23 protein-coding genes and 1 riboswitch are annotated in these 22,156 nt (G+C 46.4%); of the genes, 2 read left to right on the forward strand and 21 right to left on the reverse strand.

Going from position 1 to position 22,156, the window contains the following annotated elements; all coding sequences use genetic code 11:
• Positions 1-36 precede the first annotated feature (36 nt).
• From spoVT to pth, 5 genes are all read right to left on the reverse strand, one after another.
• On the reverse strand, positions 37-579 hold the full coding sequence (gene spoVT, locus MHB54_RS12805) for a stage V sporulation protein T (protein WP_023986438.1): 543 nt from the start codon (positions 577-579) through the stop codon (positions 37-39).
• Between the two features lie 167 nt (positions 580-746).
• Positions 747-1,865: a peptidylprolyl isomerase gene (locus MHB54_RS12810; RefSeq protein WP_023986437.1), complete on the reverse strand. Its 1,119-nt coding sequence runs from the start codon at positions 1,863-1,865 to the stop codon at positions 747-749.
• Positions 1,849-5,376, reverse strand: a complete 3,528-nt coding sequence (gene mfd, locus MHB54_RS12815) for a transcription-repair coupling factor (protein ID WP_071559541.1) — start codon at positions 5,374-5,376, stop codon at positions 1,849-1,851. Before mfd ends, MHB54_RS12810 begins: the two co-directional genes overlap by 17 nt.
• Positions 5,377-5,510: 134 nt before the next feature.
• Complete coding sequence (locus MHB54_RS12820) at positions 5,511-5,741, reverse strand: anti-sigma-F factor Fin family protein (RefSeq protein ID WP_013308128.1); 231 nt, start codon at positions 5,739-5,741, stop codon at positions 5,511-5,513.
• Between the two features lie 86 nt (positions 5,742-5,827).
• Positions 5,828-6,388 (reverse strand): aminoacyl-tRNA hydrolase, encoded by a 561-nt coding sequence (gene pth, locus MHB54_RS12825; protein WP_023986435.1) that lies wholly within the window; start codon positions 6,386-6,388, stop codon positions 5,828-5,830.
• A 74-nt stretch (positions 6,389-6,462) separates the two neighbouring features.
• Here pth and MHB54_RS12830 point away from each other — a divergent pair, with 74 nt between their 5' ends.
• Complete coding sequence (locus tag MHB54_RS12830) at positions 6,463-6,663, forward strand: hypothetical protein (protein WP_023986434.1); 201 nt, start codon at positions 6,463-6,465, stop codon at positions 6,661-6,663.
• A gap of 68 nt (positions 6,664-6,731) precedes the next feature.
• Here the strand turns inward: MHB54_RS12830 and MHB54_RS12835 are convergent, their stop codons facing one another.
• From MHB54_RS12835 to MHB54_RS12895, 13 genes are all read right to left on the reverse strand, one after another.
• Positions 6,732-7,685, reverse strand: coding sequence for a ribose-phosphate diphosphokinase (locus MHB54_RS12835; RefSeq protein ID WP_013308125.1), 954 nt, complete (start codon positions 7,683-7,685; stop codon positions 6,732-6,734).
• Positions 7,686-7,744: 59 nt separating this feature from the next.
• Positions 7,745-9,142: a bifunctional UDP-N-acetylglucosamine diphosphorylase/glucosamine-1-phosphate N-acetyltransferase GlmU gene (gene glmU, locus MHB54_RS12840; RefSeq protein WP_080658680.1), complete on the reverse strand. Its 1,398-nt coding sequence runs from the start codon at positions 9,140-9,142 to the stop codon at positions 7,745-7,747.
• A gap of 345 nt (positions 9,143-9,487) precedes the next feature.
• Positions 9,488-9,775, reverse strand: a complete 288-nt coding sequence (gene spoVG / locus MHB54_RS12845) for a septation regulator SpoVG (protein WP_007428016.1) — start codon at positions 9,773-9,775, stop codon at positions 9,488-9,490.
• Positions 9,776-9,950: 175 nt separating this feature from the next.
• Complete coding sequence (gene purR, locus MHB54_RS12850; protein WP_013308122.1) at positions 9,951-10,778, reverse strand: pur operon repressor; 828 nt, start codon at positions 10,776-10,778, stop codon at positions 9,951-9,953.
• Positions 10,779-10,959: 181 nt separating this feature from the next.
• Positions 10,960-11,814, reverse strand: coding sequence for a 4-(cytidine 5'-diphospho)-2-C-methyl-D-erythritol kinase (gene ispE / locus MHB54_RS12855; RefSeq protein WP_013308121.1), 855 nt, complete (start codon positions 11,812-11,814; stop codon positions 10,960-10,962).
• Between the two features lie 144 nt (positions 11,815-11,958).
• Complete coding sequence (locus tag MHB54_RS12860) at positions 11,959-12,138, reverse strand: small, acid-soluble spore protein, alpha/beta type (protein WP_007428013.1); 180 nt, start codon at positions 12,136-12,138, stop codon at positions 11,959-11,961.
• A gap of 162 nt (positions 12,139-12,300) precedes the next feature.
• On the reverse strand, positions 12,301-12,582 hold the full coding sequence (gene veg / locus MHB54_RS12865; protein ID WP_013308120.1) for a biofilm formation stimulator Veg: 282 nt from the start codon (positions 12,580-12,582) through the stop codon (positions 12,301-12,303).
• A 201-nt stretch (positions 12,583-12,783) separates the two neighbouring features.
• Entirely contained in the window at positions 12,784-13,680 is an 897-nt protein-coding gene (yabG, locus tag MHB54_RS12870) for a sporulation peptidase YabG (RefSeq protein ID WP_023986432.1), read from the reverse strand.
• 55 nt (positions 13,681-13,735) lie between these two features.
• The gene (rsmA, locus tag MHB54_RS12875; RefSeq protein ID WP_023986431.1) at positions 13,736-14,620 is read right to left on the reverse strand and encodes a 16S rRNA (adenine(1518)-N(6)/adenine(1519)-N(6))-dimethyltransferase RsmA; all 885 of its coding nucleotides are present in this window, start codon (positions 14,618-14,620) and stop codon (positions 13,736-13,738) included.
• 7 nt (positions 14,621-14,627) lie between these two features.
• On the reverse strand, positions 14,628-15,173 hold the full coding sequence (gene rnmV / locus MHB54_RS12880) for a ribonuclease M5 (protein ID WP_013308117.1): 546 nt from the start codon (positions 15,171-15,173) through the stop codon (positions 14,628-14,630).
• A gap of 146 nt (positions 15,174-15,319) precedes the next feature.
• On the reverse strand, positions 15,320-16,468 hold the full coding sequence (locus tag MHB54_RS12885) for a 3D domain-containing protein (protein ID WP_068938705.1): 1,149 nt from the start codon (positions 16,466-16,468) through the stop codon (positions 15,320-15,322).
• Positions 16,469-16,739: 271 nt separating this feature from the next.
• A riboswitch (cyclic di-AMP (ydaO/yuaA leader) is annotated at positions 16,740-17,022 on the reverse strand.
• A 201-nt stretch (positions 17,023-17,223) separates the two neighbouring features.
• A complete protein-coding gene (locus MHB54_RS12890; protein WP_068938706.1) occupies positions 17,224-17,994 on the reverse strand; it encodes a TatD family hydrolase in 771 nt (256 codons plus the stop codon).
• 42 nt (positions 17,995-18,036) lie between these two features.
• Positions 18,037-19,320: an HD domain-containing protein gene (locus MHB54_RS12895; RefSeq protein WP_023986428.1), complete on the reverse strand. Its 1,284-nt coding sequence runs from the start codon at positions 19,318-19,320 to the stop codon at positions 18,037-18,039.
• Between the two features lie 331 nt (positions 19,321-19,651).
• Here MHB54_RS12895 and MHB54_RS12900 point away from each other — a divergent pair, with 331 nt between their 5' ends.
• Complete coding sequence (locus MHB54_RS12900; protein WP_007428005.1) at positions 19,652-19,906, forward strand: AbrB/MazE/SpoVT family DNA-binding domain-containing protein; 255 nt, start codon at positions 19,652-19,654, stop codon at positions 19,904-19,906.
• Between the two features lie 124 nt (positions 19,907-20,030).
• Here the strand turns inward: MHB54_RS12900 and rsmI are convergent, their stop codons facing one another.
• From rsmI to yabA, 3 genes are all read right to left on the reverse strand, one after another.
• Positions 20,031-20,912 (reverse strand): 16S rRNA (cytidine(1402)-2'-O)-methyltransferase, encoded by an 882-nt coding sequence (rsmI, locus tag MHB54_RS12905; protein WP_209940727.1) that lies wholly within the window; start codon positions 20,910-20,912, stop codon positions 20,031-20,033.
• Complete coding sequence (locus MHB54_RS12910) at positions 20,909-21,664, reverse strand: tRNA1(Val) (adenine(37)-N6)-methyltransferase (RefSeq protein ID WP_023986426.1); 756 nt, start codon at positions 21,662-21,664, stop codon at positions 20,909-20,911. Before MHB54_RS12910 ends, rsmI begins: the two co-directional genes overlap by 4 nt.
• 90 nt (positions 21,665-21,754) lie before the next feature.
• Entirely contained in the window at positions 21,755-22,129 is a 375-nt protein-coding gene (gene yabA / locus MHB54_RS12915; RefSeq protein WP_025722558.1) for a DNA replication initiation control protein YabA, read from the reverse strand.
• Between the last annotated feature and the right edge of the window lie 27 nt (positions 22,130-22,156).

Consider the following 22,156-nt stretch of genomic DNA (forward strand, 5'->3'; position numbering starts at 1 on the left):
GCCATTCTGTACGTCATACAGGGGTGAAACGGGATGTTACTGTTCCATTTGTTTGCCCAGGAAGCCAGCGGCTGTTTCAGCCATTTTGATCTCCATTTCGGACATTTTTACATTTTCGTCCTTGTTCAACAATACAACGGAACCAATGGGATCACCACCGGAAACAATGGGAGCCGCCACAAAGGACGAGAGTGTTTCTTCGTGGTCTCGCGTTAGCTCATAGGAGCCGCTGGCTGTCTCCAGCACAGTTTTGCGATTATCCATACTACCTTCGATAATGCTACCGATTGGCTTGTCCAGAAACTCTTTTTTAGAGCCTCCAGCCACCGTAATAATGGTGTCCCGATCGGTAATCATTGTAATATGGCCCGTGCTTTCAAACAGGGACTCAGCATATTCTTTGGCGAAATCACCAAGTTCACCAATAGGTGAATACTTTTTCAAAATGACTTCTCCGTCACGATCCACAAAAATCTCAAGCGGATCTCCTTCACGAATTCTCAAGGTGCGGCGAATTTCCTTTGGAATAACTACCCGCCCAAGGTCATCAATACGGCGAACTATACCAGTAGCTTTCATTTCACATGTTGCCCCACTTTCTCAAGAAGAATTTAGTAAACTACTGACGGTATCGAAAGACGCTTCCACTCCCCCAGAAGCGGTCACGAAGAACGTCACGGTCATGGTGTTTATGGTGATATCTGACCATAGTATTCATCTGTTCCCAATTCCTTATGCATGTTCAGTTATTTACCTTCGTTTGTAGCTCCATCTTTGGCTGTTCCTGCATTGGTATCGCCCGTACCGTTTGTTGCTGCGCCCGGTGTAGTTGTGCTACCAGCACCGGAAGTTGCACCGCTTTTCTCTTGCGTAGCTGGTACCTTCGGCAGATTGATTTTCAAATCAAGCTTCGTCAAATCATTTTCGGTAAAGTTTTGGATACTTTCCCCGGCCAATTTATTTTTCAGGGCAGCCTTTTCGTTGTCTTTCAATTTATCAAACGTTGGCTCATTGCGGGACTCCACTTTGATCACGTGATATCCGTATTCCGTTTCCACTGGCTCACCGATTTTGTTAATCGGCTGAGTCTCAGCGGCCTCTTTAAATGCAGGTACCCATTGCGCTACGGATGCATTCTCATACAGGCCTCCGTTAGACGCAGAACCTGGGTCTTCTGAATACTTCTTGGCAATCGTCGCAAAATCCGCTCCTCCGTCCAGCTTCGCCTTCACTTCTTTAGCCAGCTTGAGGGTATCCTCTTTTTTGCGCTGTTTCTTCGTTTTAGGATCTTCGAAGTTAATCAATACATGACGCACGGTTGCTGTTGTGAATTGATCTTTATTTTTCTCAAATTCCTGTTTTAGCTGATCATCTGTTACTTTGTTGGTTTCGCTGTTGATTACCGTCATTACACGCGTGAAGTAATCTTTCACACCTTGTTCGGTCAGTTTTTTATCACTCAGAAATGTCTTGAACTTATCTTCTCCGACTGACTTTTTATACTGCTCCAGCTGTTCGTTCCCTTCTTTGGCACCCTGCTCCTTGGCTTTGTCGTCCGCTTTGGCCGCCAGAAGCTTGTACACCACTTCCTGCTTTACAATTTGCTCCCGTACCTGATCCGAAGCTAACGCAGCCTCATATTCCGGGTAAAGGAATTTCATCATGCTGATTTCTTGGTTGAACTCATTTTCGGTAATGGTTCCACCCTTATAGGTCACGACAACCTTGCTGTTGTCCTTCGGTTCATCCTTGACCTTGTTCTCATCCGCTTGCTTCGTACATGCTGCCAGCACGGATATAGCTAGCAGCGCTGCCATTCCCAAGGAGAGCATTCTCCAAGGTTTCCTTTTATTTAGTTGTGGCATTTTGCAGTTCCTCCTTCAATGTGAATGCTTCTTTCAATGCACTCAAAAATTGTTCCAGCAGTTCTAGCAACTGTGGATCATTTAGACCTTTGCCCTTTATGCGTGCGCTCATAGAAGTGCCCTGTTCAAATTGTACACGTCTTTCAAAGCGATTGCCAATCTCGGCAAGTTTAGCAGTCTGTACCGCCTGCTGGCGCCCTTCATGGAATTTCAACACTATATTTTCATCCCGTTGCACTATGGACTCGATGCCATACATGCGTCCATATACCTTGAGACGAGCCACGGCTAGCAAATGAAGCACAGCCTCTGGCAGATCGCCAAATCGGTCGACCAGTTCATCTTCCAGTTCAGAAGCCTCGTCAAAGGTGCTGACCGCTGCAACCTTTTTATAAATCTCAATCTTCTGGATGCTGTCATAAATATAGTCTCCCGGCAGGTAAGCATCGACGCCTAAATCAATCGACGTACTCCAATTCCGATTGGACTGATCCTCTTCTCCAAGTACGCTGACTTTACGTTTATTAATTTCCTCAGCCAGCATCTGCGAGTAAAGATCAAAACCGACGGATGCGATGAATCCATGCTGTTCAGCGCCAAGCAAGTTACCCGCTCCGCGGATGGACAAATCGCGCATTGCAATCTTGAACCCAGAGCCCAACTCTGTAAATTCTTTAATCGACTGAAGGCGCTTCTCCGCCACTTCCGTGAGCACCTTATCCCGCTGGTACGTGAAATAAGCATAGGCAATCCGATTCGAACGACCTACACGCCCACGCAGCTGATAAAGCTGAGATAGCCCCATTTTATCGGCATCATGCACAATGAGTGTATTCACATTTGGAATATCCACGCCGGTTTCGATAATGCTGGTGCTGACCAGCACATCATATTCGCCATCCAGGAAATCCAAAATAGTTTTCTCCAGTTCGGTTTCGGACATCTGTCCGTGACCCACGCCCACCTTGGCCTCCGGTACGAGCGCATTGATCTCTGCAGCCATCTCCTGAATGCCCTGCACGCGATTATACAGATAGTACACCTGCCCTCCGCGTGCCATCTCGCGTTCAATGGCCTCACGAACTAGAGTCTGGCTGTGCTCAACCACATAGGTTTGCACTGGAAAACGGTTTTCCGGTGGCGTCTCAATGACTGACAAGTCACGTACACCCAGCATGGACATATGCAACGTACGCGGAATAGGTGTTGCCGTTAACGTCAGCACATCTACGTTCGTTTTCAGCTTCTTCAGCTTTTCCTTGTGGGTTACGCCAAATCGCTGTTCTTCATCGACAATCAGCATTCCCAAGTCCTTAAACACCAGATCCTGCGACAACAGACGATGGGTACCAATGACAATATCGACCGTGCCTTGCCGGACCCCTTTAATCGTCTCATTCTGCTCTTTGCGCGAGCGGAAACGGCTCAATACCTGAATATTGAACGGATACCCTGAAAAACGTTCACGGAACGTCTCATAGTGTTGTTGTGCCAAAATTGTCGTCGGTACCAGCACCGCTACTTGTTTACCTTCAATAGCAGACTTAAAAGCAGCACGAATAGCAACTTCAGTTTTGCCGTAACCTACATCACCGCATAGCAAACGATCCATCGGGCGACTCTGCTCCATGTCCTTCTTAATCTCTTCAATGGCCCGAATCTGGTCACGTGTCTCATCATAGGGGAACATGTCCTCAAACTCTTGTTGCTCCGGCGAATCCTTTTCAAAAGCAAACCCTGGTGCCGACTGTCGTTCTGCATATAGCTTGATTAAGTCATCCGCAATATCCTGAACCGAGCTGCGCACCTTACTTTTAACCCGTGTCCACTCATTACCACCCAGTTTATAAATCTTGGGTTCCTTGTCCTCTGAGCCGACATATTTCTGAATCAGATCAATTTGTTCAATCGGCACAGACAGCTTATCTCCACCCGCATAGAGAACATGCATGTAATCCTTATGGATACCGCCAACCTCCAGCGTGCCGATTCCCATGTACTTCCCGATCCCGTGATTTTGGTGTACGACATAGTCGCCCACCTTCAGCTCGCTATAGCTCTTAATCCGTTCTGCATTGTCCACATGCCGACCCTGCTTACGAGCTTTCCGCTGCTTCTGGGAAAACATTTCACCCTCGGTAATGACTGCCAGATGAATAGACGGCATTTCAAAACCGCTTTGCAGATTGCCGATAGCCATCGTAGGCTCATCAATACCATAATCTTCAAGCACTCGGCGCATCCGATCTAGACGTTCATCTCCACTCGCCAGCATCATAACCTGTGTGCCGGCTTTGCGCCAACGATCCATCTCCGCCTTGAGCACATTCATTTGGCCATGAAAATCCTGCATGCCTCGGCAGATGAAGTTCAAAATATTTTGTGGCTGGGTATGAGGAACCTGACGGAGGAAAATCGACAGGAACAACGTCTGAAATCTCCGGTTGTACAGCAGATTGTCCGCGTCATCTGACAGTTCTAGCTGCGGTAACGTTTTACCGTTTTGAAGCAAATGCAGATTCCATTCTGACTCATCTCGTTCCAGTTGCTTGGCTGTTTCCAGCATACGTGCCGGTTCATCAATAATCAGAATCGTATCTTCCGGCATATAGTCTGCTAGGGTTTTACGTTCAGGATACAGCAGGGAGATATATTTATAGATTTCGTCAAAATACACATGCTCTCGCAGCAACTCAATTTCACGATGGATCTCTTCTTTCAGATGCTGCTTAGCTTGACGATCCGTCATTTTGCCCAGCTGCTCCTCCAACAAAATAGCAGCGGCATCCGCCGCCTGGTCCATACGCTGGTTATTCGCAATAACTTCCTTACACGGTGTTACGGTAACGTCCTGAACCTTCTCCACCGAACGCTGATCTTGCGGATCAAACTTACGGATCGAATCAATTTCATCGTCAAACAGCTCCACACGATAGCCCCAACGGGTTGTCATTGGATAAAAATCAATAATTCCTCCGCGTACGCTCATCTCTCCACGTGATTCCACACGCTCTACACGCTGGTATCCCATCTCGACCATATGTAGCAAAAACGCTTCCAGCTGAATCGTTTCGCCTTCTTTCAGCTCAATACGAGCCTCACGCCATGTTTCCGGAATTGGCAGTAAACGTCGGACACCAGAAAACGGCACGACAACAATCCCACGAAAACCCTGGGCGCAGCGTATCAATACATCAATTCGTTGGGACAATGTCTCTGGACTGGATATTGCTGCTTCAGCAGCTACCAGCTCATTAGCAGGATACAATAAAACCTGATCAGGAGAAAGCGCTTCCTGTAAGTCATCTGCTATTTTTTGAGCGGCAAACATATTGTGCGTCATGACCATTAACGGTCGTCCGGTATCTTCGGCAAGCGCGGCCATCAGTACCTGTCGGGAAGAGCCTGATAAACCTGATATCAGTTGTTCCTTCATTCCTGATGATATACCTGCTGCAATGGATGCATAATCAGCATCCTTCGTAAAAGCCTGAATAAGTGCTTGTAACAAAAAAGGCACCCCTTTATGCTTATAAATAGTTACATGTAAACCGAAAAAGAAGCCTCAGCAATGCTGCCAAGGCTCCATAAGCGGAATTGCCGCTTCACCTCTCAAGCTGGTACATCCTACCAGTTGAATACCTGTTATTGGAGCGGATTAACGAGCAGACTCAGCTCAGGATTATTCTCCAATGCCTGACTGCAATGCTCGCAAATGACTTTGACGGTCACTTCACCACCCGAATTATACGCTATTATATCTCTACGTTCGGCAGGGGTCAAGGAATGGAAGCCCAACCTTTCTTCGGTTATTGCCGCGGAATCAATTCGTCCCAAGAAAGTTCGACAATGTCTGCATACATAATTAACAATCATGTAATGTATATGCCTCCTGAAAGTTTTCTATACCTTTCAGTATGTCCAACAATCTTCCATTTAAGCCCGTCTGCCTGCGTCTGAACTTACTTGTTGAATTCAGCCATCGTCCGTTCAAACGGATGACTCAAGCTATGCTCTAAGGCGTTGCACGTGTCCTCGATCATTCCGGCCAGTAATTCTTTTTCCTTCTTGGGAAAGGTACCCAGAACATAATCGACAATAGCATGTCCAGGTTCCGGGCGGGAAATGCCCATACGTATCCGATTGAAGGACTGCGTGCCGGTATGCTGAATGATCGATTTAATGCCGTTATGACCGCCTGCGCTACCTTGATAACGCAATCTTATTTTACCGACTTCAGTATCCAGATCATCGTACACGACAACCAGATCTTCCATATCGGCCTTATAGTAGTCCATATAAGCACGTAGAGACTCGCCTGATAGATTCATATAGGTCATTGGCTTAATCAGTACGGTTTTTACGCCACCAATGTGGCCTTCTCCAATCAACGCCTTGCATTTGCTTTGGTTAATCTGGATGTTATGACGCGAGGCAAGAGCATCCAATGCCATAAATCCGACATTATGTCTCGTTTTCTCGTATTGGGGACCGGGGTTGCCCAATCCTACAATCCACTTCATAACCTTGACACCCTCTTTCGCAGTCTGTATTTTTTGGTAAAATAGTTGTATTGAATAGGAAGGTGCGTGCCGGTATGCTCAATCAAGGTGATATCCTCTTATATGACAGCCATTTTCTATATCATTTAAAACATTCCGTTCCTGTCCAGATATATGACGGGAATGTACATATTCAGATTGGCATCGTTGCGCGTTTTAATGAGCATTTCGTCGAAATAGAGGACACACTATACAATCGTCAACGCTTCACATTCATATCTCGCCCAGGCTTTTAGCCTGACATGCTGATAGGGGTTACCTTTTCCATATGGAAAAGGCAACCCCTTTTTTAATGAGCCAGCGCTTATTCGATTTCAAACAGTTTGCTGATCGACAATTCTTCATGCACACGGATGATAGCTTCTCCCATTAATGGAGCCACAGACAATACCTTCAGCTTGCTTGTCGGATTCGGGTGAACGATCGGGATCGTATCCGTCACAACCACCTCTTTTAATGGCGAATTCTCCAGTCTTTCCATAGCAGGACCAGAAAGCACAGCATGTGTACAACATGCATACACATCTTTTACGCCGCCTTCTTTAAGCGCATTTGCACCTAATACAATCGTTCCGGCTGTATCAATGATATCATCAATTAAAATAGCCGTTTTACCCTCAATGTTCCCGATGATATTCATCACTTCACTGACATTTGGCTCTGGACGACGCTTATCAATAATAGCGAGCGGCGCACTCAGGAAGTCCGCCAGCTTACGCGCACGAACAACCCCGCCATGATCGGGTGAGACGACAATCGGGTTCTCAATTTGCTTGGAACGGAAATATTGGGCCAAAATTGGCGCTCCCAGCATATGATCCACTGGAATATCAAAGAATCCCTGAATCTGCATCGCATGCAAATCCATACTGATTACGCGGTGAGCCCCCGCCTTTTCAATCAAGTTAGCGACAAGTTTCGCTGTAATCGGATCGCGTGAACGAGCTTTACGATCCTGACGAGCGTAACCGTAATATGGCATAACGACATTGATACTTTTGGCAGAAGCGCGTTTAAGTGCATCAATCATAACCAATAACTCCATCAAGTTGTCGTTAACCGGCAGACAAGTTGACTGCACAATATACACATGGCAGCCGCGTACGCTTTCCGACAGCTTAACCTGGATTTCACCGTCACTAAACGATGTGGTATGGGATTCCCCCATTGGGATGCCGATGTAGTCCGCAATCTGGTGGGCTAACTTCGGATTGGAGTTACAAGTAAATATTTTGAGTTTGGAATCGCAATAAGTCATTAATAGAAACCCTCCGTGCTGGTTCATTCATTACAGATTCAACAGCTTGCTGATTAAGGTCATTCCGATCTTTTCTTCTTCGCTTTGGCACGTGCGCGGATTTTGTCCGCATATCCGGCTTTGTTCTCTTGACGTGGTCTGGCAATGGCCAGATCGTTATCAGGGACAGCATGTGTTACAGTGGAGCCTGCTACAACATAAGCACCTTTTCCAATCTTAATCGGGGCGATCAGATTCACGTTGCTGCCAATAAAGGCATCGTCTTCAATTTCTGTAATAGATTTATTATATCCATCATAATTGACCGTTATTGCCCCGCAGCCAATATTTACGTTTGTACCCACCTTGGCATCACCGACATAGCTCAAATGAGACACCTTGGAATGATCTCCAATGGTCGCATTTTTCACCTCAACAAAATCACCAATTTTCACATGTTCGCCAAGCTTCGCGCCTGGACGCAGATAAGCAAACGGCCCCACAGAGGTACTGCTTCCCACTTCCGCTTCGTTCAACACCGAATGTTTTACCGTTGCGCCTGAATGGATAATCGTATTCTGAATCTCAGCCTGCGGACCAATCACACAATCTTCTCCGATTTGTGTTTGACCATGCAGCCATGTGTTCGGGTACAGTACCGTATCGGAACCAATAACAACCTCGCTCCCGATATAGGTAGAAGACGGATCAATGACAGTGACACCATTCAGCATATGCTTGCGGACGATGCGCTCACGCATATAGCCCTCAGCTACCGACAAAGCGACTCTGTCGTTAACACCGATGGATTCAGACACATCATCTGTCAAATACGCCTCAACCTGCTCACCTTCACCATGCAAAATACCAATGACATCTGTCAGATAATATTCCTGCTGTGCATTGGTGTTCGTTACCTTGTCCAGCGCTGCAAACAGCTTGGCATTGTCAAAGCAGTACGTTCCCGTATTGATCTCCCGGACAGCATCTTCCTCAGGTGAACAATCTTTCTGTTCCACGATCTTGAGCACGGCCCCGGAAGCATCACGGATAACTCGTCCATATCCTTTCGGGTCGTCCAACTCAGCGGTCAGAATCGTCGCAGCCGCCCCACGGCTCTCGTGCAGTTGCACCAAGCCCTCTAGCGTTTCCGCTGTGATCAAAGGAGTATCCCCACAAATGACAATGGTTGTACCTTTTTCCTGACCGAGCAAGTCCTTGGCTTGCTTGACAGCATGGCCCGTTCCCAACTGCTCTGCCTGAAGCGCATATTCTGCCGACGGTCCCAAATAAGACTGTACCGCCTCTGCTCCATGACCCACGACGACTACACTTCGGGACACACCGATTTCACGAACCGTGTCGAGCACATGCCCGACCATCGGTTTTCCGCACACCGGATGCAGAACTTTATATAATTTGGATTTCATACGTTTTCCCTGCCCTGCGGCAAGAATGACTGCCAACCTTTCCAACAAGTCCAACCTCCTATCCTGAAAATAACAGTTACCCCTTGGCTAAAACGTTAATTCCCAGATCAGATTTTGCTTAACTTTTCACAATCCTCCTGAAAAATAACGGCGAACCTTTGGTTAATGGCTATTTTTTCAGGCCAGCTTGTGCTGGACATTCATCCCCGGGACGCATCGCTGCCTAGTCCCTGTCTTATGAAAAAGCCGCTTCGGCAGCCCGGATGGCTCCAAGTTGCCTTAAAACTGACTGTTAACTCACTAAAGAATATATCTCATTCCAGACAAAAAGAAAAGAGAGCCACAGTTAGTGGCTCTCTTTTTCTTTTGTACCCCAATCCTGCTTTAGGCGAATTAAGCGCCTTCTTCAATAGCAACTTCTTCATCCACAGCTGCACGTTCGTACTCAGTCAATACAGCAGCTTGGATCTTCTCACGGGTTCCTGAAGATATCGGGTGAGCGATATCGCGAAACTCTCCGTCTGGAGTTCGTTTGCTTGGCATAGCTACGAACATCCCGTTATTACCGTCGATAACTCGGATGTCATGAACAACAAACTCATTATCAATCGTAATGGATGCAATCGCCTTCATTCTTCCTTCTGAGTTCACTCGGCGGAGTCTAACATCCGTAATCTGCATGTGTGTTTCACCACCTTTTTCCAAATAGGACTTGGTGTATACATTCCACACAGCAGTTCGAAATCCTTCTTTTTTTCGGCAATTCGTATCCTAAATTCAGGTAATTTTTTTGAAAAGATTTCTTTTCGACATATTTAGGTATTTTATGATGGATTGTGACAATTTACTGCCCTGTTCACTCATCAAAATAATTGCCCAGCTTGACTGTAATTTGCTTGCTTCGAGAATCGACTGCGGTCAGATTCGCCAGTGAAATATAATCGTGCAGCAGGCGCTCTTCGTTCTCCACCTCGCCTGATTCTACCAGCACACCTACACCGGCCACCTCAGCATCAAACTCAGCCAACAAATCGACCATCCCCTGAATGGTGCCACCGGCCTTCATAAAATCATCTACGATGAGCACACGCGATTTCTCACGCATCGCACGTCTGGATAAAGACATCGTATGCAGGCTCTTTTGTGATCCTGAAACATAATTAATACTTACAGCCGAACCTTCTGTCACCTGATGATCACGCCGTACGAGAACGACTGGCAAATTCAGCTGTGCTCCGGTTGCATAGGCAAGTGGAATACCCTTGGTCTCCACCGTCATAACCACATCAATCTGACGATTGGCAAAAGCGGTCGCGAATATTTTACCAGCTTCGTTCATCATCGCAGGTTGGCCCAGCAAATCGGACAAATACAGGTATCCTCCCGGTAATATGCGGTCAGGCTGCTCCAGTTGCGCACACAGGTCGTTCGCAAACGCAAGCGCATGCTGCTTGGAAAGCCTTGGGATCAGTTTGACGCCCCCTGCCGCTCCCGCCAGAGTCAGAAGCTCGCCAGTGCCCTCATCCTCAAATACTTCCTTGATGATGGCCAGATCCTCGCTTATGGACGACTTAGCTGCCCCGTAGCGATCCGCAAAATGAGTAAGAGGCACCAGCGTATGCGGCCGTGACAACAAAAATTGCGTCATTTCCACCAATCGTGAGCTTCTTTTAAGTTTTTTCACAACAATTCCTCGCGATCTATTCTCCTGCCGCCCGCTTTGTACAGTAAAGCACCGGCGGACTGGCCGGTTGCTGGCGGAATGTAAGTGATATAGTAAAATCCGAATATTTAATAGTAAATATATCATCTTCGTACGTATTTGTACAACAATTACCACTATAATAAGAAAAAAATATCTAAAATCAGGTCAAAAGTCGTACTGCATACACATCTTTACAAAACCCTCTTAGTCCGTTGTAAATCCGTGGCACTTTGGCTTCCTTCGATACCAGTCCGAACACTGTAGGTCCACTACCTGACATCAGCACACCATCTGCTCCTAAGCGGATCATGGAGCTTTTAAGATGCTCTACCTCTGGATACAGCTTTAGTGTTACATCCTCCAGTACATTCCCCAGCGCGTTGCATACATCGGTAAAAGAGGCGTTACGGATCGCATGCTCCATCTGGCGGGCAGACGGGTGGTGCGTAATCTGGTCTGCTTTGACACGACCATACACTTCAGCCGTCGACACATTAATCGGCGGCTTCGCAAGGATCACCCAGCATTGTGGCGGATTCGGAAGTGGCTTGAGCAGTTCTCCGCGTCCGCTCGCTAAAGCTGTACCCCCTGTAATACAGAAAGGTACATCTGATCCCAGCTCAGCACCCAGCACCCTTAATTCTGCATCCGAGATGCCAAGCTTCCATAGCTTGTTCAGTCCACGCAGCGCTGCGGCAGCATCACTACTTCCACCCGCCAACCCTGCCGCCACCGGGATATGCTTATCCAGATGGATGTGGACGCCCGTAGACACGTTATAACGTTCTTTGATCAGACGCGCAGCCTGAAAAGCCAAGTTCTTTTCATCCAATGGTATGTACCCGGCTTGACTTGAAATAATAATGGTATCACGCGGTAACTCAGACATCGTCAATCGGTCAGACAGATCGACCATGGTCATAATCATTTCGACCTCGTGATAACCATCGTCCCGCTTACGTAGAACATCAAGCATTAAATTGATTTTCGCCGGTGCTTTTTCATATATTTTCAAGGCGTTCACCCACCTTCAACTTTTCCCTCAAGACAGCTTAACATATTATATCAGACTCAGCGTGTCAAGTCATGAGGTTCAAAAAAGCGGAGATGACCCGGTCTAATCCCGGATATCCCCGCTTTTCATCAGCACCACCGATGGCTACGATTTGCGGGAAGCTGCCTGCTCGGCAAGTTGGATAGCCCGCTTGACCATATTGCCCGCATCCTTGGCTTTAATGCCTCCCCAGCCTTCTTCCTTGACCGTGTCGTAAAATCCAAGATCTTTGGCCAGCTCGTACTTTAGCTCCTCCGACATGACACTCCGTCTTCTTCGGCTCATACATACGCCTCCTTCGGCAATGGAATAAGGAAGATCATTCCCGGCTTAGTATGTGCAGAGATGTCATGCTTCATCCTGCTCTGTATATACAAAACGGCCCCGTCATTTGAAATGACGAAGCCGTCGTTAAACCTGGAAAGCTGGTATAAATCACGAAATTAATTAAGGTGTTTCAAAATATTCGACTACACTTGTATGGGAGTCGGGATCATATACGCTGACTTCCACCGACTCGGTAAGAATGTCAGCATAGCTGTAGGAGACACGTTTAAACGTCTGTTGCTCCTGATCCAGCTTGACGATAAAAACAGAAGGGTACGTTTCTTCCAAGACACCAGTTCGTTCGACGGTCTTACGGCGTCCGCCGTTAGCCCGCAGCAAAATTTTTTGCCCTACATGTGCGTCGAGACTGCGTTTGATTTCCAACAGCGTATTTTTAGCCATTGCCTAACGACCACCTCTTTCCTTGTCCATTATAACGAATTTTAGAGGGATTGTCAAATCAAGCTAAATATTATAACAACACGAAAAATAAGTTGTCAATTTAATTTTTTGCGAACAGGAATAATTTATATAAAAAATGACAAAAAGCCTCTGAAAGCAGAGGCTTTTTGTTCAGATTAATCCTATTGGCACATTTGAATCCTAGATTGCGGAAGGCGTTACTTTAAGCGTAGACAAATTTTCAAGCTTCGGCAGGCCGATGCGATAGCTTCCCCTAGTTTCAATTCCACCCACTCCGCGACTGCCACTGATTGTCTGGTGAAACAGGTCCCCCATGTTGACCGTATCACGGATCGAAGTAAAGGCCGCCTTGGCAGCCACGTAAACGGGGTCCAGCGCGTGAATCAGGATACGCCCTGGTGAGCTGGCGAAGTTCGCTCCCGCACGTAGCAGCGCCTCAAAATGGGACTGGCACGCCCCCGCTACAATCGTCAGCGAATCCAGATGACGTTCATATTGTCTTGCTACCTGAATCGCCGCCACAAAATTTTGCGAATTTTTATAACTTTTCAAGCTGTACAAATCGTAAGGCTGTGGCTGCTTCAGCACACCGTCATGTCCGGTAATGACTACGATATCCGGACGGATACGGGGAAGCAGTCGGTACAACGTGTCCGCCATTGCCGATTCGTGAACGTGATGTCCCTCTGCAGGAACACGGAGCTGTTCATATAAACTGAGACATTTTTTCAAATAGCCGGGATCTCCATCCAGATGAAGAACCTTTCCCGGCATTTCAAAATACGTTGACTCGACCGGATCACTCCAGTCCCCAACCAGAGCTGCCTGACTACGAGCAGCTTGCTGCTGGCGTGCCCGTTGCAACAGATTAAGAGACTCACCAGCCTTAATATGGGCCTGCTGAGTCTTACCGCTAATCTGGTCTGCAGGCACTCTGACCAGATCGTTCACTGGGGAATCGGCCAGCAGCCGAAATTCTATTCCCTTAATGATCGCTTTATCCCGCTGGATGTCCTCAACACGAAACGTGACATCTCCGCCGTACGATTTCCGAACGACCAAGTCTCCTAAACTCATCACACTGTATCACCCCTCCTATATCGTATGGGTGAATGCACAGTTTGGTTCCAGCTTAGGATATACCTGCCTCCAACAGCACAGCGCTGAGACGCGCAAATTCCTCAATACTTAGCGTTTCTCCTCGACGGGAGGGTTCAATACCAGCTTGTTGCAACAACGGCTCCAGCGTGTCCCTGTTCTCTTTGGTGAAGAAACGGCTTTTTAGGTTATTGGAAATGGTTTTACGACGCTGGGCAAAAGCAGCATGAACCACTTCAAAAAAATGCTTCTCATCCACCACTTCCACTGGAGGGGCTTCCCGTACACGCAACCGGATGACTGCAGACTCCACATTCGGCTGGGGAATAAATACTGTATTCGGCACAATACAGACTAATTCAGGTTCGCTGTAATATTGCACCGCAATGCTCAGGCTGCCGTAATCCTTCGTTCCAGGAGACGCAGCCATACGCTCAGCCACTTCTTTTTGGATCATAACGACGATATTCTCCAAAGGGAGCTTGTCCTCCAGCAGCCTCATCAGAATCGGTGTAGTAACGTAGTACGGCAGATTAGCCACGACACTTACTTTGCTCACGTCTGCAAAATCGGTTGCGAACACCTCGCGCAAATCCAGCTTCAACACATCTCCATGACGTACCTTCACATGCTCGTAAGGGGCCAACACTTCTTCGAGAATTGGCAGTAGCCGCTGGTCAATCTCGACAGCGGTAACTGCCTTGGCTGATTGGGCCAGCTTCTCGGTCAAAGCACCAATCCCAGGACCGATCTCAAGTGCGCCCTTCGTCTCATCCAATCCGGCAGCATTTACAATCTTATTGAGAATATTTTGATCAATCAGGAAATTTTGTCCCAAACTCTTTTTGAACGAAAAACCGTGCCGTTGAATAATGTCCTTCGTACGCCGCGGTGTTGCTATATCTTGAATCCCTGTCATACGGATATCACAATCCTTCACTTTCAATTTGTGCCAGCGCCCCGGCAAATTCCTCGCGGCTGATCTGAAATACAGAGAGCCGTTTATGTAGCTGCTTTCCGTTACAATAACCAATACCCAGCACATTCCCTAAGGCCATACGGCGTGCAGCAGCATTGGGGTGGGTGATGAGTCCAGCATCAATCAGGTCCGCCCACTCAATCAGCGGGTCGGCGCCTTCCACTGTCGTATGGACCCGTGCAAGAGCGTGTCTGATCGCTTCCGGTGAGGCATTCTCCACGCCAATATCTCCTTTGCGCGTCGCTTCTGCCTCGGGTATAAAGGCCTGCTTGCAGCCGGGTACCTTGGAAGCGATAATCTTACGGATGCGCTCCCCTGCATGATCGGGATCGGTTAAAATGATGACCCCCCGCCGCTCCTGCGCCAATGCAATTTTACGCAGCGTCATTTTATTAATGGCTGAGCCGCCAGTTTCTATCGTATCCGCTTCAACAGCGCGGCGAATGGCCACCGTATCATCCCGGCCCTCTACCACGATCACTTCCTTGATCATTTGCGTTTCCCTCCACTGCTACACAGCAAGCTATATTTATCTTTCCCTGCTTTTGAAAACAAAATAAGAAGAGGATATCCTCTTCTTAGCATGGCATAACTATGTTGTTAATACTATCGCATTGCCCTCAACATACACAACCTGTTTTAGTTGATTTCAGGCTTTATCGGTCCGATAACATAAACGGTTTTACCGTGCTTACGACCAAATTGGTTGGCTCGGCTCAAACTCTCATAATACACATCGATTTTGTGGCCTTTAATCGCGCCACCGGTATCCTCCGCACGGCGGAAGCCCACCCCTTCGATATACACCCACCAGCCGATTGGAATTACACTCGGATCGACCGCGATGGTGCGTCCTTCCGTGACACGTGCGCCGGATGCAGTACGTGTACCGATACCTGGCTCCTGTGAGGAATACGCCGTCATGGAGACATTTTGTAAAACTTTGCTATATTTAAAATTGACGCCTGCTTTACGGACAGCACTGCCCGAACTAACCGTCGTTGCCTTAACGGCATCATTGGGACCGACGGAAGCAGCCAGAACGACCGGTTTTTTCTTCGTTCCTACTGCAATGACTTTATCCACACGGTTCTGTGCAACTTCCTTGTTAACCAGCTGTTTGGATACCAACTTTCCATCATGATATACCTTTTGAACGTGCTGGACGACCACACCCGATTTGCCGCTTTGAATGACCCGATTATCGCCTTTATAAAGACTCGGATCGGCCGTTTTGATGACCTGATAAGGCACCTGTTTTTTCTGTTCGACCTGCTGTTTCTTCACACGGACGATTTTTATGTCCATGTTAGACGAAACAGAGGCATCCAACGCAGGATAAACTTTATCCGTTGATGATAATTTATAGCCCGAGGTACGAATGGCACCTTCTACTGTATTTTCTGTTGTGTACAGCTTTTTCGTCTCATTGCCTGAAGATACTCTGACTTGATTGGCACGTTTAATGACTACGCGATCGCCATCCTGTATTGCTCCATTTAGCGGCATGGAAACTGTATCATGCGGCTGAAGTGAAATGGAATGCTCGCTCAGCAAATCTTGAAGCTTGGATTCCCGGGTTTCTACCGCAGACGCCTTGCCATCGATGACAAAAAAGACTTGTTTTTTAGATTGCGTGTACATCAGAATTGAAATCATAATCGTTAGCGCGATTAGAAAAATAGCAACCAAAGCAGCCTGGCGCACATTCTCTTGCTTCCAACGCAATACGTAAGACATGCTGGATGAGCGTGACTCATGGGTATCCTTTTTTTGGAAAATGCCCATTTCCTCCGTCCTCCTTACATAGCCCGCCGTCTGGAGTAAGACATAGTTGAGATTTGACGTGACTATAACAGATTTTCTACAAGACAAGCCCAAACTGCGACTGTCCTGCACCATGTACCCGTCTTCGCGGCATGCTGTCCTCCCCTGTTTAACCACAGTATGATGACAGATTTTCTTTTATTCACAACAAAAAAAGCCAGAGAAAGAGACTAGAGAGCTCTTTCGTGGCTTCCGGCATGTGTGAATATGCGGGAAAACTCATGCACGAGATGGCTTCTCTCTTGTTACGCTTACGGGGTTAGCTGTCGGGTTCGGACGTAGAGAGTCGCCCTAGCTTGGGTCAACCGCTCATGGCGGTCGCCTTCACATTCACCCCGAAGACCCAGAAAGAAATCGAAATACGGCTCCTCCACCTATTCAATCCCATTCGGGGAAAGAATTTCGGTCGAGCCGGCTGGCGGAAGAGACGTTCCCTTCTTGCACATATGCCGGACGTACTGTAAGCCATATCGGTTCCCCCGTTCCCTGTAAAAGGGACTCAGCGAGACTGGTTCATGAAATGACTTGTTGATGTTTACATTCAAACAACAATTCACTGAAAAGATGATATCCTGTTTCTATGCATGTTGTAAAGCAGGTTTCAAGTACATTTTTTAAAATATTCGGTTAAAATATTGTAATATTCTCGAGTTTCCTGCAACAAATTCATGATTAGCTTCGTCTATCTCTTTATTTTGATCGATTTCTTCACTTTTTCATTGAATGTCAAATCGTTCCAGGGCATTTTGGGTCGTTATTGACACTAATTCCTCCACTGTAATCCCTTTGATTTGGGCTGCAGCCTCTGCTACCAGTCTCACATGTGCAGACTCATTTCGCTTCCCACGAAACGGATGAGGCGTCAGATAGGGAGCATCAGTTTCAATGAGCAGACGGTCCAGCGGCACCTGTGCGAGCACCTCTTTTGGCTGCTTGGCATTTTTGAACGTTATTGGACCACCAAAGGAAAGGTGAAATCCCATATCCAGCACCATTTTGGCTGTCTCCCAGCTACCCGAAAAGGAGTGCATGACTCCTCCAATCTCACTCGCTTTTTCCTCGCGCAATATCCTAACAATATCTTCATGTGCATCCCGGTTATGAATAACAATGGGCATTTTGAGCTCACGAGCCAGACCAATTTGATTTCGAAACACCCGATGCTGAACATCCTTCGGTGATGTATCCCAATAATAATCCAGACCGATCTCTCCGATGGCTACAACCTTCTTATGACTGCATAACGATGCAATCCATTCTAAATCGCCCTCCTGCATTGTAATAGCATCCTGAGGGTGCCATCCAACTGCCGCATAAATAAAATCATACGTCTCGGCCAATTTCATGGTGGATGGAATGGTCTCACGATTAAATCCGATATTGATCATCCGTGTTACTCCTGATTCGACAGCACGTGCTATAACTTCTTCACGATCTTCGTCAAATTGTGGCGCATCCAAGTGAGTATGAGTGTCGAATAAATCCAAGGTTTACATCTCCTTTTTTTACTTACATTTCTATATAGTTGTCTATTCTTTGACAAAATAATTCCTTATTTCGGCAGGAAGCCTGTCTTTTACCGCGTTCAATTTATTCTGGGGAAAATACATATGATATTTTCCTCGGTGAATACCACTTATTGAGCGCACAATTTCCGAAACTTCGGATATTTCACTCACCTCGCCCTGACGTCCAAGCAGTAAAATCTGGTTGTCCGTCGAGCCACCCTGCCGAAACACATCATAAGGAAGATCTGTCGGAAAATCAATTTCAAAATCATATTCAGGGTGCAAACCAGCCTCTTTCAAAGCTTCTCTAATACTGTCAATGGTATCTGTATCCATATTTTCAATCTCTACATATTTATACAATCTACGGTCCATAAAACGGCTGCTCAAATCGCTTAAAATTTCGTCCTTTTCTCGTTTCCACTGGCTAAATACGGTCTGGATTAATGACTCGTCGAGCATCAGATATTGCTCTACTGTAAGCTCTCCTTTCAACAGATCCGGCAGCGGGTCCAGCAGAAAACCAAACTCATATCCGTTTTTAAACAATTCCTTTGCTCGCTTGAAAATTTTACGTAAAAGGATTTCCGAGCTGCGTGTTACAGGATGAAAATAAATTTGCCAATACATCTGGTAGCGTGACATTAAATAATCTTCTACTGCATGCATGCCTGATTCCTTCACAACAATTCTCCCATTATGAGGACGTAGCAGTCGTAAAATACGATCCAAATCAATTGTGCCGTAGTTGACACCTGTCGAATGAGCATCCCGCAACAAATAATCCATACGGTCAGCATCTAGCGGACTGGTTACCAAGTTGACAACGATTGGCTTATCATACGTTTTGGCTATAACCGCAGCCACCTTTTGTGGAAGCTTGTCGTCGACTTGCCGTAGCACAGCGTTGATCTTCGTGTCTCCCAGTACAATGCGGCATGTCCAATCCTCATGGTTCATATGAAAGGCTTCCTCAATTGAATGAGAAAATGGGCCATGCCCCACATCATGCAATAAAGCTGCACATAGAGCAACCAGCCTTTCCTCCTTCGGCCAATCTGGGAAATCTCCACGTTCAAATTGAGAAATAATACGTCTCGTAATCTCATATACGCCCAATGAATGTGAAAAACGGCTATGCTCCGCTCCATGAAACGTAAGATACGATGTGCCTAACTGCCGTATGCGCCGTAAACGTTGGAACTCCGGCGTGTTGATCAGCCGCCATATCACAGTATCCTGAACATGGATATAATTATGTACCGGGTCTTTAAAAACTTTTTCTTCACTGAGTGGCTGGTGCAAGATATCAGCTCCTTTAATATTCGGAATAATGGATTAAAATACAATAAAATCCTAAATGTTTTCCCTCATTCGACATTCTTTGTCGTAATATGTCGAATTATAGTTTTTCGACATTTCCAAATCGACAAACTGAATAAATCATCAATAAGATAAGGCAATACACATGAATAAAGGTCTTTAATCTAAATACTTTTGCATAATCAGACTGTTACTACATTTTTAAGGTTGACTGTTTTGGGAATCGTTGGTATAGTAAATATCAGAAAAGAGAAAATTTTGTCGAATCATGACACTTATATTATTTTAAACGGCGAGAGGAGCCTGATTTATTATGATGAAATCCACTGGTATTGTAAGAAAAGTTGACGAGCTCGGACGTGTTGTTATTCCAATCGAATTGCGTCGTACCCTGGGAATCGGAGAGAAAGACGCTTTGGAAATTTATGTTGATGGCGAACGCATCATGCTTAAAAAATACGAGCCTGCTTGTATCTTCTGCGGCAATGCTGAGAACGTAATTTACTTCAAAGGGAAAATTGTTTGCCAAGATTGCATTTCTGAAATCCCAACACCTGTGACAAACTGAGAATTTTAGTATATAATAGACTTATCAGATATTGTTAATTCTAACCTTTTTCATATATACTCCTTGTTGCCTTCCACGGTTTGAACCCAACCGTTGGAAGGCCCTTTTTTGTTCAGACAGATATTCATAAGAGTGCGTTGTAAACATCTCTCTTGGAGATTGAACGATCTGTGGCTGTACGCTTCATTGCATCCTTGCGTGTAAGTCCCTCTGCCTCGTAATGTGCGACGTGGGACTCCAAAGATAAGGACTGCCACCACGCCTGACGTTCCTGTTCCTCTTCCTCTTCGTCTTTTCCTTCAACCACCAGGCAATATTCACCAATTGGTGGATTCTCCTCTAGTTTAGCAAGGCATTGCTCCACGGTTCCTCGCACCCATTCCTCATGCAGCTTGGTTAGCTCACGCGCAAGCACCACTTTGCGTGAACCTAATGTTTCCTTCAACACCATCAATGTCTTCACAATGCGATGAGGCGATTCATAAAAAATAATTGTGCCGTGAGATACCTGAAACGATAGCAACAGCTTCTCTAGGTCCTTTTTCTCCCGTGGTGGAAAGCCAGCGAAGGTGAACCTTTCTGTATCCAGTCCTGAAGCAATTAAAGCCGATAGTGCTGCATTTGCTCCTGGGATAGGAATGACGCTAATTTCCGCTTCCAGTGCCAGCTTGACCAGATCCGAACCAGGGTCAGAAATGGCCGGTAGACCTGCATCACTAACCAGTGCCAAATTTTTTCCTTCTATTATATAACGTATCAGTTCAGGCCCACTGGCAGCCTTATTATGTTCATGATAACTGAAGAGCATATCCGGTGTAATTTCGAAATGGGTGAGCAGTTTGCGTGTCTGCCGCGTATCTTCGGCAGCAATAATACTACATGATTTTAAGGTGTTAATCGCCCTAAAGGTCATATCGTCCAGATTCCCAATGGGTGTTGCAACAAGATACAACTTTCCCCGTTCTTCTTCGCTGTTACTAAAGCTTTTTTGTACAGCTGCTTTCACACAGAATCCCCCTTGCTTACTTCTCCATAGATATCTCTTATTTCCTGAGTATAATTCCCATTTTCCTGATATACAATGAGCGGAGGCAACAGACGAACCTCCGGTTTGCCGTCACGTAATGCTTCAACCAGTACCATATTGGCTTCCATATGAACTCGTGGGTGAACAAAACGTATTCGTTTGGGTTCCAAACTATGATTACGCATCAAGGTTATAATCTCACCCAATCGCTGCGGGCGATGAACCATGGATACTTTGCCCCCATTACGGACAAGCCGGGTGGATGCCTGAATGACTTCTTCCAGTGTACAGTTCACTTCATGACGGGCAATTGCCTGGTGAGGATTCAGCTTGATATCGCTACCATTTAGCGGCATATAGGGGGGATTCACGGTAATCGCATCATAAACACCATGTCCCGTGATGTGAACCAGCTCACGTAGGTCCCCTTCCCGAATCTGAATTGCTGCTTCTAATCCATTCAAGCTGACACTACGTCTAGCCATATCTGCCAAGCGTGGTTGAATCTCAATTCCTTCAATAGACGCTTTTGTTCGTGTCGTTAGCAACAACGGGACAACCCCATTGCCAGTACACAGATCCAGAATCTTTCCACGCTGCGGAATACCGGCAAAACGTGCCAGCAAGACCGCGTCCATCGAGAAGCTGAATACTTCATCACTTTGGATAATGCGCAAATTATGTGAAAGTAAATCATCAATTCGTTCAGACTTCTTTTCATTTTCGTCCATAGTGCTCTCCCATCTTTTATAACCAAAATCGCTTTTCACTCATACTTCCTTACAAAAAAGCCGTAGGCATCTTACTCCTACGGCTTGTTTTTATTTATTCAAAAATGACAGACAGAAGAGGCAATCGCCTTCCGTTCGCAAATGTCCGTAATACACGTTGCATATATGAAATCCTTCATGATACAGCCTTGCTAGATTGTCGTAGCCTTCACCCACGACCTCACCCGTTTGCCCTTCATCCTTAATGACGATCGGAGGAGGAAGCTTCGGCTTGTTTGCCGTCTTTTCTTCTCCAGAGGTTTCACGTTTGAGCATCTTGCGCACCTGTTCGTTTTCAATCGTTAGTCGTTGATTTTCCTCCAGCAGCTCTTTTACTGCCAGTTTCAATTCACCCAGATCGCTATGCAACTGTCCCATTTGGGTTTCCATTTCGTGAATACGCGCAAAAACATTTAATTTATCCAAGTTTCCACCCCGAAGCAACCTAATGGT

The organism is Paenibacillus sp. FSL M7-0802, from assembly GCF_038004945.1.
In the GTDB taxonomy this organism is placed as follows: Bacteria; Bacillota; Bacilli; order Paenibacillales; family Paenibacillaceae; genus Paenibacillus; species Paenibacillus polymyxa_B.

Excerpts from the sequence above, each read along its gene's own strand:
- spoVT (WP_023986438.1), bottom strand. The coding sequence starts at position 579 with ATGAAAGCTACTGGTATAGTTCGCCGTATTGATGACCTTGGGCGGGTA.
- MHB54_RS12810 (WP_023986437.1), bottom strand. The coding sequence starts at position 1,865 with ATGCCACAACTAAATAAAAGGAAACCTTGGAGAATGCTCTCCTTGGGA.
- MHB54_RS12820 (WP_013308128.1), bottom strand. The coding sequence starts at position 5,741 with ATGATTGTTAATTATGTATGCAGACATTGTCGAACTTTCTTGGGACGA.
- pth (WP_023986435.1), bottom strand. The coding sequence starts at position 6,388 with ATGAAGTGGATTGTAGGATTGGGCAACCCCGGTCCCCAATACGAGAAA.
- MHB54_RS12830 (WP_023986434.1), top strand. The coding sequence starts at position 6,463 with ATGCTCAATCAAGGTGATATCCTCTTATATGACAGCCATTTTCTATAT.
- MHB54_RS12835 (WP_013308125.1), bottom strand. The coding sequence starts at position 7,685 with ATGACTTATTGCGATTCCAAACTCAAAATATTTACTTGTAACTCCAAT.
- spoVG (WP_007428016.1), bottom strand. The coding sequence starts at position 9,775 with ATGCAGATTACGGATGTTAGACTCCGCCGAGTGAACTCAGAAGGAAGA.
- MHB54_RS12860 (WP_007428013.1), bottom strand. The coding sequence starts at position 12,138 with ATGAGCCGAAGAAGACGGAGTGTCATGTCGGAGGAGCTAAAGTACGAG.
- veg (WP_013308120.1), bottom strand. The coding sequence starts at position 12,582 with ATGGCTAAAAATACGCTGTTGGAAATCAAACGCAGTCTCGACGCACAT.
- yabG (WP_023986432.1), bottom strand. The coding sequence starts at position 13,680 with ATGAGTTTAGGAGACTTGGTCGTTCGGAAATCGTACGGCGGAGATGTC.
- rsmA (WP_023986431.1), bottom strand. The coding sequence starts at position 14,620 with ATGACAGGGATTCAAGATATAGCAACACCGCGGCGTACGAAGGACATT.
- rnmV (WP_013308117.1), bottom strand. The coding sequence starts at position 15,173 with ATGATCAAGGAAGTGATCGTGGTAGAGGGCCGGGATGATACGGTGGCC.
- MHB54_RS12885 (WP_068938705.1), bottom strand. The coding sequence starts at position 16,468 with ATGGGCATTTTCCAAAAAAAGGATACCCATGAGTCACGCTCATCCAGC.
- MHB54_RS12900 (WP_007428005.1), top strand. The coding sequence starts at position 19,652 with ATGATGAAATCCACTGGTATTGTAAGAAAAGTTGACGAGCTCGGACGT.
- MHB54_RS12910 (WP_023986426.1), bottom strand. The coding sequence starts at position 21,664 with ATGGACGAAAATGAAAAGAAGTCTGAACGAATTGATGATTTACTTTCA.